Genomic DNA, 13,806 nt, shown 5'->3' with positions numbered 1-13,806 from the left:
TCCGGGCTACATACTTTTGTCGGACGCGCTACTCCGCGGCCTCCGAAACCGGACGGAAATTGGCAAAGTCCCAGCCGCGCCCCGGAGCCGCGTCCAGCAGCGCGCGGGTGTAGGCCTGCTGCGGATTGGTCAGCACTTCCGCGGCCAGTCCCTGTTCCACGACGCGGCCATGCTGCATCACGGCGACGTCGTCGCATATCTGGGCCGCGACCCGCAAATCATGGGTGATGAAGAGCAGCGCGATACCCAGCCGCTTCTGGATTTCGTCGAGCAGATCGAGCACCTGCGCCTGCACCGAAACGTCGAGCGCGGAGACGGCCTCGTCGGCCACCAGCACGTCGGGGTCGAGCGCCAGTGCGCGGGCGATCGCGATGCGCTGGCGCTGGCCGCCGGAGAACTGGTGCGGAAAGCGCGAGATGGCGTCGGGCGGCAGATGCACCAGCTCGAGCAGCTCGCGGGCCCTCGCCAGCGCATCCCTGCGCGGCATGCCGTAATTGATCGGGCCCTCCGCGATGCTCTCGCCGACCGTGACGCGCGGATTGAGCGAGCGGTAGGGGTCCTGGAAGATCATCTGGATCTTCTTGCGATGCGGCTGCAGCAGCCGTCGCGACAGACCGGAGATCTCGCGGCCGACCAGGCGCACGCCGCCGGAGGTCGGATCGATCAGGCGCACGATGCAGCGCGCCACCGTTGATTTGCCGGAGCCGCTTTCGCCGACGATGCCGAGCGTGCGGCCCTTGCGCAAGGTGAGGGTGACGTTGCTGGCTGCGGCGACCTCGCGCGGCTTGCCGAACAGCGACCGCTCCCGATAGATCTTGCTGAGCTCGTTGGCTTCCAGCACCACCGGTTCCTTGCTCTCCTCGCGCGGCAGGCGTGGCACAAGGCTCGGCACCGAGGACAGCAGGTTGCGGGTGTAATCCATCGTGGGATTGCGCAGCACGTCCTGCAGCGGGCCGGTCTCGACCAACCGGCCGTGCCGCATCACCGCGACGCGATCGGCGATCTCGGCCACCACGCCCATGTCGTGGGTGATGAACAGCACCGCGGTGCCGTGATCGCGCTGCAGGTCGCGGATCAGCGTGAGGATCTGCTTCTGCGTGGTCACGTCGAGCGCAGTGGTCGGCTCGTCCGCGATCAGGAGCTTCGGTTCGAGCACCAGCGCCATCGCGATCATGATGCGCTGGCGTTGCCCGCCCGACAGCCTGTGCGGGTAGGAGGCGAAGATGCGCTCGACGTCCGGCAGTCGCACATGCTCCATCATCGCAAGGATCTTCTGGCGGCGGGCGCGGGCGTCGAGATCGGTATGGGCGCGCAGTACCTCGTCGATCTGGCGGCCGACATGCACCACCGGATTGAGCGCGGTCATCGGCTCCTGGAAGATCATCGCCATCCGCGTCGCGCGCAATTGCCTTAAGCGGCGGTCGGTGGCCGTCAGCAGTTCCTCGCCGACCAGCTTGACGCTGCCGGCCAAGGGCACCAGCATGCCCTTCTGCTGCAGGCCCATGACGGTGAGTGAGGTCACCGACTTGCCCGAGCCGCTCTCGCCGACCAGGCACAGCGTCTCGCCTTCGCGCACCTGTAGGGAGAGGTCGTCGATGATGCGCGGCGCGTCCGCCTTGCGGCCGAGTCCGACGACGAGGTTGTTGATGTCGAGGACGACGTTGCTTGAATTGGCTGTGGTCACTTGCCCTCACGCTGCTTCATGCGGGGATCGAGCGCGTCGCGGGCGGCGTCGCCGATCAGATTGATGCTGAGGATGGCGATCGAGAGCAGCAGTCCTGGCCAGAAGATCAGTGTCGGCTTGATCTGAAAATAGGAGCGGCCTTCGGCCATGATGTTGCCCCAGGTCGGCGTTTCCGGCGAGATGCCGGCGCCGAGGAAGGACAGGATCGCCTCGGTCAGGATCGCGGAGGCGCAAACGTAGGTGCCTTGCACGATCAGCGGCGCGATCGTGTTCGGCATCAGATGCCGCCACATGATCTTGGGCAGGCTGGAGCCGACCGAGATCGCGGCCTCGACATAGGGCTCCTCGCGGGCGGTCAGCACCACCGAGCGCACCAGCCGCGCCACCCGCGGGATTTCGGGAATCGTGATCGCGATCATCACGGTCCAGATGCCGGCGCCGGAGAGCGACACCACGGCGATCGCAAGCAGGATGGCGGGGATCGCCATCAACCCGTCCATCACCCGCATCATCACCGCATCGACCCAGCGGAAGAAGCCGGAGACGAGGCCGATCAGCAGGCCGATGGCGATCGAGCAGACGGCAGCTCCCAGCCCGATCACCAGCGAGATCCGCGCGCCGTAGATGACGCGCGACAGCAGGTCGCGGCCGAAGGCGTCGGTGCCGAGCAGATATTGCGCACTCGCCGGCTTCAGCCGCTGCGCCGGGGTCAGCAGCAGCGGATCGTGCGGCGCCAGCAGCGGCGCGAAGATCGCCATCAGGATGATGAGGGCGAGGCAGATCGTCGCCACCGCGATGATCGGCGTCGACGTCAGGAAGCCGAGCCTGACGCGGAACGGCCGGGTGACTGACATCGAGGATTCGGGAATGGTATCGATCGCCATCGCTCAGTACCGGATACGAGGATCGAGCAGGGTGTAGGCAACGTCGATCAAGAGATTGACCCCGACATAAATGCCCGACGTGAGCAGGATCATGGCCTGGATCACCGGATAGTCGCGCGCCAGCACCGCATCGACGGTGAGGCGGCCGATGCCGGGCAGGTTGAACACGCTTTCGGTGACGACCACCCCCGAGATCAACAGCGCGAAGCCGGAGCCGATCACGGTGATGACGGGCACTGCGGCGTTGCGCAGCGCGTGGCGCAACAGCACGCCGGTCTCGCCGATGCCCTTGGCGCGCGCCGTGCGCACATAGTCTTCACCCAGCACGTCGAGCATCGAGGCGCGCGTCATGCGCGCGATCAGCGCGACATAGATGAAGGAGAGGGTGCAGGTCGGCAGGATGAGGCGCTCGAAGAACGGACCGAAGCCGGCCGAGATGCTCTTGAAGCCCTGCACCGGCACCCAGCGGAAGGGATAGATCGCGAACACCTGGATCAGCACATAGCCGATCACGAACACCGGAACCGAGAAGCCGAGCACCGACAGCCCCATCACGCAGCGGTCGATCCAGGTGCCGTGCTTCCACGCCGCGATCACGCCAAGCGGCACCGCGACCACGATCGAGAGGATGATGGTGGCCAGCGCGACTGAAATCGACGGCTCGAGGCGCGGGCCGATCATCTCGAGGATCGGCTTGTTCGAGATCAGGGAGACGCCGAGGTCGCCGTGCAGCAGCTTGGCGACCCAGGTGTAGAACTGGATGTAGATCGGCTCGTTGAGGCCGAGCGAGGCGCGGATGCGATCAAGCTGCTCCGGCGTCGCATTGTCGCCGGCCAGGATCGCCGCGGGATCGCCGGGGGTGAGCCGCAGCAACAGGAACACGAACAACGCGACCACGCCCATCGTCGGAATGGCGGCAAGGATGCGGCGAAGGAGATAGCCGAGCAAATTCGCTCCGTTGGATTGTGGTCGATGACGTCCCGCGGGGACGGTAGCACCTCAGCAAGTCCCATGCCATCGTGGCCGCGATTTTTGCGGTGCAGCTAACCGGCGGGGCGATGATCATTCCTGCCGCCGCGATATTCCACGATCGCGCTATTCCAGCGTCGCCAGCAGCGCCGCCATCAGGCGGCCGCGCTCGGCGAGGCTGTCGACTTCGATATGTTCGTTCAACGTGTGCGCATCGGCGCCGCGCACGCCAAGGCCGTCGAGAGTGGGGATGCCCATCGCGCCGGTGAAGTTGCCGTCGGAGCCGCCGCCGGCGCTGCCATGCGGCAGATCGAGGCCCATCGCCGCCGCGAGGCGCTTTGCCTTTTCGTACAGCGCCATCGTGCCGGCATCCGGCTCCCACACCGGACGGGTGACGCCGCGCGTCACCTTGAAGGTGACGTCGTTGGCCGTGCCCGACAGCGCCAGCATGCGCTCGACGCCGCGATCGAGATCGGCCTGGCGTTTGGCCATGCTGAGCGCTTCGCCCGTGCAGGTGGTCGCGACGCAATTGACCCATTGGCCGCCATGCACGATGCCGACCGAGAACGTGCAGTCCTCGGTGGTCATGGCGTCGATGGCCAGGATCTGGCGCGCCATCTCCTTGATCGCGGAGCGGCCGGAGGAGAGCGTCGCGCCGGCATGGCTCGGCTTGCCGATCGCTTCGAGATTGAAGCGCGCGATCGCGTAGCGGCCGGTGACCACGCCGTTGTTCGGCCGGCCCGGCTCCGGCACCAGCACATATTTGTTGCGCGCGGCCTCCGCCTCGATGATGTCGCGGGTCGACGGCGTGCCGACCTCCTCATCCGGTGTGAACAGCACGGTGATCGGCAGCGGCGTCGTGAAGGACGCACGCGCCAATTGCCTGATCGCCTCCAGCGACAGATAGTTGCCGCCCTTCATGTCGAAGATGCCGGGGCCGAAGCACTTGTTGCCCTCGCGACGCCAGGCCAGCTTCTCGATGGTGCCGACCGGATGCACGGTGTCGAGATGGCCGGCGATCAGGATGCCGGGCTGGCCCTGCCTCGGGTGAGGGAAGCGGGCGCGGACACAGCCGGCAAAACCCTGGCGTCCGGCGATGCGCTCGATCGTCGCACCCATGATCGCCATCTCGCGCGCGGCGAGATCGAGCATGCGTTCGACCGCTTTCGCATCCCAGGTCGGGCTTTCGCACTCCACCCAGCTTCGCAGCCCCTGCAGCATCACTTCGGAGTCAAAAGGGAGATTGGCTGGGTTCATGTCTTTTCTCTCTTGTTGTTCGGCGTGCGTCGGCTGCGCGCGCGTACGAAAAACTCAGGCGACGAGTTTGTAAAGTCAATTGCGCTGCGGTCGTTGCTCATTCATTCGTATACGTTTGATCGCGCCCGAAACCGATTGACGCGCATTGCGCTTGATGTAAGTCTCGATTTCGCAAGCCATACAGCATGTTAGTTCGCCTAAATAACGAACCGCGTGCATAACGAATAAGCCGGCTTTGACCAGTTTCACGTCAGGAGAGATTTGCATGTCCCCTATCTCGCGTTGGAAGCGCCGCACGCTCGCGGCTGCGCTGGCTGCGCTCGCGCTGTCGTTTGCGCCGCCGGTGATGGCCGCGGGCAAGACCATCACCGCGGTGATGCACTCCGATCTGCGCGTCATCGATCCAATCATGACCACGGCCTATATCAGCCGCGATCACGGCTACATGGTCTACGACACGCTGCTGGCGACCGATTCGAATTTCAAGATCCAGCCGCAGATGGCGGACTGGAAGGTCTCCGACGACAAGCTGACCTATACGTTCACGCTGCGCGACGGCCTGAAGTGGCATGACGGCACGCCGGTCACCGCGGAAGACTGCGTCGCCTCGCTGCAGCGCTGGGGCAAGGTCGATGGCATGGGCCAGAAGCTGTTCGACTTCATCAAGAGCCTGGAGGCGACCGACGCCAAGACCATCACGCTGAAGCTGAAGGAGCCCTACGGCCTGGTGCTGGAATCGATCGGCAAGCCGTCGTCGCGCGTGCCGTTCATGATGCCGAAGCGTCTTGCCGAGACGCCGCCGGACAAGCCGATCCCCGAGCAGATCGGCTCCGGCCCGTTCAAGTTCGTCGCCAGCGAATTCCAGCCGGGCGTGAAGGCGGTCTATGAGAAGAACAAGGACTATGTGCCGCGCAAGGAGCCGGCGAGCTGGACCGCGGGCGGCAAGGTCGTCAAGGTCGATCGCGTCGAATGGATCACGATGGCCGACGCGCAGACCGCGGTGAACGCGTTGCAGTCCGGCGACATCGACTTCATGGAGAACCTTCCGTTCGACATGCTGCCTGTGCTGGAGGCCAATCCGGACCTCAAGATCGACGTGCTCAACAAGTTCGGCTTCCAGACCCTCGGACGCATGAACTTCATGTATCCGCCCTTCGACAATGTGAAGGTTCGTCGCGCCGCCTTCCTGGCGATGAATCAGAAGGACGTGCTCGACGCGCTGGTCGGCAACGCCAAGTACCAGCAGATCTGCGGCGCCTTCTTCGTCTGCGGCACGCCGCTCGCGACTGATGTCGGCGCCGAGACGCTGATCAAGGGCAACGGCATGGCCGAGGCCAAGAAGGAGCTCGCTGCTTCGGGCTATGACGGCACCCCGGTCGTGATCATGGCGCCGGGCGACGTCACCACGCTGAAGGCCCAGCCGATCGTCGTGGCGCAGCAGCTGCGCGACGCCGGCTTCAAGGTCGATCTGCAGGCGACCGACTGGCAGACCGTGGTCACCCGCCGCGCCAGCCGCAAGTCGCCGAAGGAGGGCGGCTGGAACATGTTCTTCACCAACTGGGTCGCTGCCGACGTCTCCGATCCGATCGTCAACGCCTCGATCACCGGGATGGGACAGAAGAGCGGCTGGTTCGGCTGGGCCGAGGACGCCAAGATCGAGGAGCTGCGCGACAAGTTCGCGCGTGCCGGCTCCGCCGAAGAAAAGAAGAAGATCGCTACCGAGATCCAGACCGAGGCTTACGACCAGGTGATCTACATTCCGCTCGGCCAGTACACGGTGCCGAGCGCGTGGCGGAAGTCGCTGACCGGGGTGCTCGACGGTCCGGCTACGCCGATCTTCTGGAATATCGACAAGTCGGAGTAGGGCACGAGCTGCCGCCGCTAAACAAAATGGCCGGGCATCGCCCGGCCATTTTTCTTTCACGCAGTTCGTCAGGTGTGGCTGTCGCGGACCTGTTCCAGACCGTCGCCGGCCGGCGGCCCGCCCGGCGGCGGGTTGTGATCCGGGCTTGGCCGATCCTCCTTGCGCTGATCGCGCTTGCGCGCTCCGTGCTCGTCGGATGGACGCTCGTTCATCATCATCATGCTCCAATTGCTGCATGACAACAAATTTGCCCCGCGGATGTTCCGGGCGGGCCGGCGGCCGGTTTGCGCGATCTGGCGGGCCGCATCTTGCGGCGCCCGGCATCATTCCACCGTGAGAGCAGTTGCCTTCTTGTAAGCTTCGGGTCAGGTTTGCGCCGTAATCTGGTCGCCTGCTTCTGCATGCCACGACAGGTTCATGGCCGAAGACGAGATCAGGCCCGCGCCGTCAGGGCCATCGCCAGCCAGCGAGCGGCGCGCCGCTCCGCGGCGCCGCGTCCTCAAGTCGGGAACGATCGAGTTCGGCAGCGAAGTCATTCCATGCACGGTGCGCAGTCTGTCGGCGCAGGGGGCCGGCATCGAGGTCACTTCGCCGCTGTGGTTTCCCGACCATTTCGTGCTCGCCGTCGACGGCGAGCGGCGGCCCTGCAAGGTGGTGTGGAAACGGCAGAAGCGGCTTGGGCTCCTGTTCGAGTGAGCCGCCGCCTGGCGGTCTGGAGCCGAACGAGCGCGCCCCATCTGCGGCTTCCGGATTCGTCTTTACTTGTAGATGTGTCTGACTTATACCTCTCGCTTTAATTGTGAGCATGAATAGCGCATATCTTTCATTTTGCAGCCATCGAGCCGTGCCCCAGGGAGGCCATTATGACGATGCATCACCTCATCCCGAATCCCAATCCCGGTGCAAACCCGGCCAGCCGCTTCGCCAAGACCAGGCGCGCGTTTCTCGAGCCGATCTCGAATCCGAAGAACAATCCGCACTTCGAAAAGCCGCCGCTGACCAACAACGTCAACCTGGTGCTGCCGTTGCGCGTGATCTTGCCGGGCGTGGCGGCTGCGGCCGCGGCGGCGAAGAAACTGGTGTTTCATGTGATCGGTGATTCCGGCGGCATTCACGGTGACGATGTTCAGGTCGCGGTTGCGGAGGCCATGGAAGGCCAGATCAAGTCCGCAAGCGGCGCCGACGCGCCATCGTTTCTCTACCACGTCGGCGACGTCGTCTATTTCAACGGGCAGAGCGAGCTCTATGGCGCGCAATTCTACGAGCCCTATCAATATTACCCGGCGCCGATCTTCGCCATTCCGGGCAACCATGACGGCGATACGCGGGTGCGGAGCGGCGATACGCCGGACAGCGAACCGTCGCTGTTCGGCTTCATGGAGAACTTCTGCGCGCCGCAAGCCCACCAGATCGGCGCCTATCGCGCGACCATGACGCAGCCCTACGTCTACTGGATGCTGGAGGCGCCGCTGGTCACGGTCATCGGCCTCTACTCCAACGTCGAAGGCACGCTCGATGCGCGCGGCGCCTTCGAGCAGCAGCGCTGGCTGGAGGAGCAGTTGCTGAGCGTCAAGAAGAGCGACGGCTTCATCGTCATCGCCGTCCATCACCCGCCATACTCGCTGGACAAGACCCATGGCGGCTATCCCGACATCGTGGCGTCGCTCGACCAGGCGATGGAGCACACCGGCGTGATCCCGCACGCCGTGCTGTCGGGCCACGTCCACAACATGCAGCGGTTCACGCGACGCTACAAGAACCGCCAGATCCCCTACATCATCGACGGTCGCGGCGGCTACGCCAACAACGACCGGCTCGCCCACAAGCTCCAGAAGAGTGACGCCGGCGAATACCCGACCGCGCCGGTGAAGGCGGTGTCGACCCAGGACAAGACCCTCGATCTCGATCTCGACTATTACGATCAGGACAGCGCAGGCTTCCTGCGCGTCACCGTGACGACGGACAAGCTGACCATCGACTCGTTCAGTGTTCCCTTCACCGGCGGCGAGTTCGACGACGTCGTCCGCGACAGCGTGACCGTGAAGCGCGACGGCACCATCGACCGGCCGCCGCCGGCCGGCGGTCGTCGCAAGCGGCGGTGAGGGGGAACGCTACTGCGTCTGGCGCCAAGATCTAAGGGGTGCCGTCTGCGCGCGGCACTCTGGAATTCCGCGACCGAGCATCAGGGACGATCGAGTTCGGCACCGCCTTTGCTGACGCGGCACTCGGCCGCTCAGCCGATCAAGTCTCATCATCCTCCGATTCGCTCGCTGCGATCGCTTCCTTGGCTTGTGCAATGAAACGGTCGGCGTCCTTCTTCATCAGACGAACGAGGTCTTCGGCCTCGTGACGGAAGCGGTCGAGGTCGAGCTTGAGCCCGCCGGCCGAAGGCTTGGCGACCGAAGTGGCGTAGGCCATCATGCGTGTGCTCAGCGAAAGCCGAAGCAGCAATAGCGGCACGATCTCGTCCGGGATGCCTTCGGCGTCGGCGAATTCCGAGATACGGGTGAACAGCAGGTCCCCGTAAGCCGGTCGAAGTCGTCAAGTGCGTCGTCGGCGCCGTCGCCGAAAAGATCGTTGTTGTCGGACATGTCCGGCTCCCTTTTCCTGGTGCGGGCGGTGGGACTCGAACCCACACGACGTTGCCATCGAGGGATTTTAAGTCCCTTGCGTCTACCAGTTCCGCCACGTCCGCGTTGCGCCAGGCGGGTCGATATCTAGCGCGTTTGGGGCGGAAGTGGAATTGTCATTATCGGGCGCGAACGATCGCGCTTTCAATGGCTTAACGCGGCGGCTCGCAATACCATTTGCGTGCGCAGGCGGCGCGGGATAGATGCAACGCGCTGCCGCGATACAGCCTCAATCCGGACACCGGCGGCTGCTTTAGGCAATCTCAACATTGTCCGACTAAGAAACCTGGATGACCGTTCCTTTCCCTTGCTGCCGGAGCCAGTCGCGCGCGGCGGCCGCTCTCGTGATGCTCGTGCTGGCTGCGACCGTCTCCGGCTGCGCGCAGATCGGCGATGCCGTGCCGTCGGCGTTCGCCGACCCCGCCAAATACGAGCTTTATGACTGCAAGCAGCTCGAGGCCGAGCGCAAGGGTCTCGCCGGCCGTGCGTCCGACCAGGAATCCCTGATGTCGAAAGCCGAGAAGGGCGTCGGCGGCACCGTGGTGTCGGAACTGACCTATCGCAACGAGCTGATCGCGATCCACTCCCAGCAGAAGCTCGCCGAAGAGGCCTGGCGCAAGAACCGGTGCCATGAATCGCCGCCGGAGCCCGTGGCGACGCCGACGCCAACACCTACGCCGACGCCCGCCGCAAAGGGCACGCGGGCGCCGCGGTCGGCGATCCATTGACGCGAGCCAAGAGCCTTTCCCGTTTCGATCGAATCGGAACGGGGCTCTAGGTTTTTGCTTTGACGCGTTTTCTTCACGCGAACCGGTTTCCACTTCGCTCGAAAACGCCCTAGGCCGGTGCCCGCCAGTCGTAGATCCAGTCCTGCCGCGCCAGCATGCGCTGCGGTCCGATCGCGCGAATCGCAAGATCGCGCGCGATCGCAGGCAGTCCGCTCAAGTGATAGATGCGGCCCTGCTGCCGCGCCAGGCGCTGCACCTTGACGACGCGGGCGCGGCGCATCCGCGCGTAACGTTTCAGCGCTGCGGGAATTCCCGCGACGTTCTCGCCTGTCGCGCCGCTCAGCATCTTCGCCAGCACGGCCGCATCCTCGATCGCCATGCCGGCGCCTTGGGCTGCGAACGGCAGCATCGCATGCGCGGCGTCGCCGAGCAGCGCCACCGCGCCTTCGCTCCACGGCCCGATGTCGGGCAGAGTGAACAGCGCCCATTTGCGCCAGCCGTCGACCGCGCCGATCAGCATGCGCGCGGTCGCAGGCCAGCGCGCGCCCGCGAATGCGCCCTTGATCTCGGTGGTGTCGCCGGGCGCGCTCCAGCCCGGCCGGTTCCAGGTGCCGCCGACGATCGCCACCACATTGATCTGGCGTCCACCCGAAATCGGATAGGCCACGAGATGCGCATTCGGTCCCATCCACAGCTGTACTCGCGGCGCGGTGTATTCGCGCGGCAGGGCGGTCGCCTCCAGCGTGCCGCGCCAGGCGATCAGACCGGAGAATTTCGGTTGTAGATCCGGAAACAATTGCCCGCGCACCGACGACCAGATCCCGTCGGCGCCGATCAGCGCCGCGGCAAGTTCCTCCTGCCGCGCATGGCCGCGCCGCTGCACCACGGTCAGGCCCTTGGCATGCTTGGCCACGTCCTCGAACTGGCAACCGAGACGGAGATCGATGTCGGGATGATCGTTCGCCGCATCCTGCAGCGCGGCCTGCAGGTCGGCGCGGTGGATCACCCAATAGGGCGATCCGGCGCGGAACGCGGCGGCCTCGCCGAGCGGCATCCGTGTGATCTCGCCGCCGGCGCGTGCGCTCATGATGGCGACGGCTTCGGGCGTCACCGCACGCCGCGCCAGCCGTTCCTTCAGCCCGAGTTCGACCAGGATGCGGCTGGCATTTGGAGAGAGCTGGATGCCGGCGCCGGCTTCCTCGAGCCGTTCGGCCTTCTCCAGCACGATGACGCGAAAACCCTGTGCCGCCAGTGTCAGCGCCGCCGTCAAGCCTCCGATTCCGGCGCCTGCAACGATGACGGTTCGCGTCAGCGCCACGGAACGGTCAGGTCAAGCGACCTTGTCCTTCAGCACGCATTCCGGCGGGCGTGCTTCGCCGGGCGCGAGATCGGAGGCGAAGCGATAGAGCGTCGAGCAGTATGGGCAGATGATCTCGCTGTCGTTGCCGAGGTCGAGGAACACGTGCGGATGGTCGAACGGCGGGTTGGCGCCCACGCACATGAATTCCTGCGAGCCGATCTCGATCACCGAGACACCGGCATCGTTATGGAAGTGCGGGACGACGTGGTCGGACATATTCTCACCTTGGATGGCAACGACGGACGGACGCAATCGACAGCATGCGGCATCGCGAAATGCCGCGCACCATACTGGCGGGAACAGTTGAATTCTAGAGCCCCGGCGGCTCATTTGCTCATGCAAATTCGACACAATCTTGTCGTCCCAGAGAAGCCCTTCTTTGGTCGCAGCCGTTGTGTCGCAAAAACGGCACACTATGTTCAGGGCGAACTGAACAAGGCGAATTAAACTAAAGGTTTCTGTGCCGGATGAACCGGGTGGGGCTCAGCTTGGCGGTGGCGGGCATGGCAGCAAGCGCTGCCGTGGGCGCAGCCGTATGGCCGCATGCCCGCGACGCCGGCGCGGTGCTCGCCGCACGGAATGATCCGGCCGCGCTCGCGGACTTGAGGATCAACGCGGTCCTGCACAGCAACCCGGCGTTGATCTCGGACAATATCGAGGCAGCACTTGCGGCCGACGATGCCGATCTCGCGGCGAGCTTTGTTGCGCTGGCCCGCGACAAGGACATCGCGCTCGGCGATGACCTGACGAGGCGCGTCGACGAGGCGCTCGCCGAGCAGGCCTCCACCACGCATTTCGCCAAGGGCTTTGCCACCGGGCTTATGACCGGCAGCGCCGACGATGTCGCGAGCCTGTCCGGCACGGTCGCGGGCGATCTGTTCGTGTTTGGCGATGTCAGGGACGTCGTGCGCGAGGGCAAGCATCTGGCGACCGGCGAGGAGACCGATCGTCTGGTGCTCGCGCTTGCGGCTGCGGGGCTGGCGGTGACCGCGGCGACCTATGTCTCGGTCGGCGGCGCAGGGCCGGTGCGCGCCGGGCTGACGCTGGTCAAGGACACCCGCAAGGCCGGACGGCTGAGCGAGGGGCTGATCGCATGGGCCGGACGTTCGGCGCGCGACGTCGTCGACGAGCCGGCGCTGCGCGACGCGGTCGCTTCGGGATCGGTGCTGCGGCCCGCGGAAACCGCGACCGCGATCCGCGCGGCGTTCCGTGCCGAGAAGGCCGGCGCGCTGGTGCGTGCCGCCAAGGACGTCGGGCGGATCGGCGAGGCGGCCGGCATGCGCGCGGCGCGCGATACGCTGAAGCTCGCCGAGGATCCCAAGGAGATCGCGCGTGCGGCGCGGATTGCGGAATCCAAGGGCGGCCAGACCCGTGCGATCTTCAAGCTGCTCGGCCGTGGCGCGCTGTTGCTCGCGGCCGGCGCGTTCAATCTCTCGATGTGGCTGTTCGGAGCGCTCGTCACGTTGTTCGGCCTGCTGTCCTCGATCAAGGCGACTGCCGAGCGCACCACCTCATGGTGGCTCCGCCGAAGCAAGGCGCGGCGCTTGCGGCGCCAGATTGCGTTCGGGGTCGCAGCCCAGCCCGTGCTGGCGGGTTCCACCGTCCAGGGCTAAGCTTGCGGTCGGGCTTCGATCGCCAATCCCAAAAACTCCCAAAAGCAACGGAATGATGATGCCGAGTTTCCACCACGGCGATGTTGAAATTGCCTATATCGACGAAGGCGAGGGTGAGCCGATCGTGCTCGTGCACGGCTTTGCGTCGAGCAAGAACGTCAACTGGATCTATCCGACCTGGGTGTCGGACCTGGCCAAGGCAGGCCGTCGCGTCATCGCGCTCGACAATCGCGGCCATGGCGAATCGACGAAGCTCTATGATTCCGACGAATACGAGATCGCGATCATGGCAAGCGACGTGATCGCGCTGATGGATCACCTCGGCATCGCGCGCGCCGACGTCATGGGCTATTCGCTGGGGTCGCGGATGACGGCGATCCTGGCGCGCCAGCAGCCGGAGCGGCTGCGCTCGGCGATCCTGGGCGGCATCGGCATCGGGCTGATCGAGGGCGGCGGCCCCGGCGAGAACGTCGCGGAGGCGCTGGAGGCGGCCTCGCTCGACGACGTCACCGATCCGGTCGGCCGCACCTTCCGCGCCTTCGCCGACCAGACCCGCTCCGACCGCGCCGCGCTCGCCGCCTGCCTGCGCGGCTCGCGGCGGTTGATGACGCGCGATGAGGCGGCCGGCATCCGGGTGCCGGTGCTGATCGCGGTCGGCAGCAACGACGAGATCGCGGGCTCAGCGGCGGCGCTCGGCAGGATCATCCCGGGAGCCGAGGTGCTCGATATCCCGAACCGCGATCATATGCGGGCGGTCGGCGACAAGGTCTACAAGACCGGTGTGATCGACTTCCTGTCCCGGCAGGCTTAGATCATC

Annotated in this window: 14 protein-coding genes and 1 tRNA gene; 6 read left to right on the top strand and 9 right to left on the bottom strand. The window is 65.5% G+C overall.

What is annotated here, in order from left to right; genetic code table 11:
* Positions 1–28: 28 nt before the first annotated feature.
* From IC762_RS23020 to IC762_RS23005, 4 genes are all read right to left on the bottom strand, one after another.
* Entirely contained in the window at positions 29–1,684 is a 1,656-nt protein-coding gene (locus IC762_RS23020; protein ID WP_195784499.1) for an ABC transporter ATP-binding protein, read from the bottom strand.
* Positions 1,681–2,568: an ABC transporter permease gene (locus tag IC762_RS23015; protein WP_195784498.1), complete on the bottom strand. Its 888-nt coding sequence runs from the start codon at positions 2,566–2,568 to the stop codon at positions 1,681–1,683. Before IC762_RS23015 ends, IC762_RS23020 begins: the two co-directional genes overlap by 4 nt.
* Positions 2,569–2,571: 3 nt before the next feature.
* Complete coding sequence (locus IC762_RS23010; protein ID WP_195784497.1) at positions 2,572–3,516, bottom strand: ABC transporter permease; 945 nt, start codon at positions 3,514–3,516, stop codon at positions 2,572–2,574.
* Between the two features lie 147 nt (positions 3,517–3,663).
* Entirely contained in the window at positions 3,664–4,794 is a 1,131-nt protein-coding gene (locus IC762_RS23005; RefSeq protein WP_195784496.1) for a M20/M25/M40 family metallo-hydrolase, read from the bottom strand.
* Positions 4,795–5,059: 265 nt separating this feature from the next.
* Here IC762_RS23005 and IC762_RS23000 point away from each other — a divergent pair, with 265 nt between their 5' ends.
* Positions 5,060–6,658, top strand: a complete 1,599-nt coding sequence (locus IC762_RS23000) for an ABC transporter substrate-binding protein (RefSeq protein ID WP_195784495.1) — start codon at positions 5,060–5,062, stop codon at positions 6,656–6,658.
* A gap of 68 nt (positions 6,659–6,726) precedes the next feature.
* On the opposite strand, the gene IC762_RS22995 is transcribed toward IC762_RS23000, so the two are convergent.
* Complete coding sequence (locus tag IC762_RS22995) at positions 6,727–6,870, bottom strand: hypothetical protein (RefSeq protein ID WP_195784494.1); 144 nt, start codon at positions 6,868–6,870, stop codon at positions 6,727–6,729.
* 205 nt (positions 6,871–7,075) lie between these two features.
* Between IC762_RS22995 and IC762_RS22990 the strand changes: the two genes are divergently transcribed.
* Entirely contained in the window at positions 7,076–7,354 is a 279-nt protein-coding gene (locus IC762_RS22990) for a PilZ domain-containing protein (protein ID WP_195784493.1), read from the top strand.
* 167 nt (positions 7,355–7,521) lie between these two features.
* Positions 7,522–8,760 (top strand): metallophosphoesterase family protein, encoded by a 1,239-nt coding sequence (locus IC762_RS22985; RefSeq protein WP_195784492.1) that lies wholly within the window; start codon positions 7,522–7,524, stop codon positions 8,758–8,760.
* Positions 8,761–8,899: 139 nt separating this feature from the next.
* On the opposite strand, the gene IC762_RS22980 is transcribed toward IC762_RS22985, so the two are convergent.
* Positions 8,900–9,079: a hypothetical protein gene (locus tag IC762_RS22980; RefSeq protein WP_195784491.1), complete on the bottom strand. Its 180-nt coding sequence runs from the start codon at positions 9,077–9,079 to the stop codon at positions 8,900–8,902.
* A gap of 187 nt (positions 9,080–9,266) precedes the next feature.
* A tRNA-Leu gene (locus IC762_RS22975) sits at positions 9,267–9,353 on the bottom strand.
* A gap of 225 nt (positions 9,354–9,578) precedes the next feature.
* On the opposite strand from IC762_RS22975, the gene IC762_RS22970 reads away from it, so the two are divergent.
* The gene (locus IC762_RS22970; protein ID WP_195784490.1) at positions 9,579–10,016 is read left to right on the top strand and encodes a twin-arginine translocation pathway signal; all 438 of its coding nucleotides are present in this window, start codon (positions 9,579–9,581) and stop codon (positions 10,014–10,016) included.
* Between the two features lie 109 nt (positions 10,017–10,125).
* On the opposite strand, the gene IC762_RS22965 is transcribed toward IC762_RS22970, so the two are convergent.
* The gene (locus tag IC762_RS22965; RefSeq protein WP_195784489.1) at positions 10,126–11,334 is read right to left on the bottom strand and encodes an FAD-dependent monooxygenase; all 1,209 of its coding nucleotides are present in this window, start codon (positions 11,332–11,334) and stop codon (positions 10,126–10,128) included.
* Positions 11,335–11,346: 12 nt separating this feature from the next.
* Positions 11,347–11,592: a zinc-finger domain-containing protein gene (locus IC762_RS22960; RefSeq protein ID WP_195784488.1), complete on the bottom strand. Its 246-nt coding sequence runs from the start codon at positions 11,590–11,592 to the stop codon at positions 11,347–11,349.
* A 251-nt stretch (positions 11,593–11,843) separates the two neighbouring features.
* Here IC762_RS22960 and IC762_RS22955 point away from each other — a divergent pair, with 251 nt between their 5' ends.
* Positions 11,844–12,989: a hypothetical protein gene (locus tag IC762_RS22955; RefSeq protein WP_195784487.1), complete on the top strand. Its 1,146-nt coding sequence runs from the start codon at positions 11,844–11,846 to the stop codon at positions 12,987–12,989.
* A 58-nt stretch (positions 12,990–13,047) separates the two neighbouring features.
* Positions 13,048–13,800, top strand: a complete 753-nt coding sequence (locus IC762_RS22950; RefSeq protein ID WP_195790248.1) for an alpha/beta fold hydrolase — start codon at positions 13,048–13,050, stop codon at positions 13,798–13,800.
* Positions 13,801–13,806 lie beyond the last annotated feature (6 nt).

Source organism: Bradyrhizobium genosp. L, assembly GCF_015624485.1.
Lineage (GTDB): Bacteria > Pseudomonadota > Alphaproteobacteria > Rhizobiales > Xanthobacteraceae > Bradyrhizobium.
Note: the sequence above shows the minus strand (reverse complement) of the source record. Positions and strands in the feature narration are given on the sequence as shown.

Excerpts from the sequence above, each read along its gene's own strand:
- IC762_RS23015 (WP_195784498.1), bottom strand. The coding sequence starts at position 2,568 with ATGGCGATCGATACCATTCCCGAATCCTCGATGTCAGTCACCCGGCCG.
- IC762_RS23005 (WP_195784496.1), bottom strand. The coding sequence starts at position 4,794 with ATGAACCCAGCCAATCTCCCTTTTGACTCCGAAGTGATGCTGCAGGGG.
- IC762_RS23000 (WP_195784495.1), top strand. The coding sequence starts at position 5,060 with ATGTCCCCTATCTCGCGTTGGAAGCGCCGCACGCTCGCGGCTGCGCTG.
- IC762_RS22995 (WP_195784494.1), bottom strand. The coding sequence starts at position 6,870 with ATGAACGAGCGTCCATCCGACGAGCACGGAGCGCGCAAGCGCGATCAG.
- IC762_RS22990 (WP_195784493.1), top strand. The coding sequence starts at position 7,076 with ATGGCCGAAGACGAGATCAGGCCCGCGCCGTCAGGGCCATCGCCAGCC.
- IC762_RS22985 (WP_195784492.1), top strand. The coding sequence starts at position 7,522 with ATGACGATGCATCACCTCATCCCGAATCCCAATCCCGGTGCAAACCCG.
- IC762_RS22980 (WP_195784491.1), bottom strand. The coding sequence starts at position 9,079 with ATGATGGCCTACGCCACTTCGGTCGCCAAGCCTTCGGCCGGCGGGCTC.
- IC762_RS22970 (WP_195784490.1), top strand. The coding sequence starts at position 9,579 with ATGACCGTTCCTTTCCCTTGCTGCCGGAGCCAGTCGCGCGCGGCGGCC.
- IC762_RS22960 (WP_195784488.1), bottom strand. The coding sequence starts at position 11,592 with ATGTCCGACCACGTCGTCCCGCACTTCCATAACGATGCCGGTGTCTCG.
- IC762_RS22955 (WP_195784487.1), top strand. The coding sequence starts at position 11,844 with ATGAACCGGGTGGGGCTCAGCTTGGCGGTGGCGGGCATGGCAGCAAGC.
- IC762_RS22950 (WP_195790248.1), top strand. The coding sequence starts at position 13,048 with ATGCCGAGTTTCCACCACGGCGATGTTGAAATTGCCTATATCGACGAA.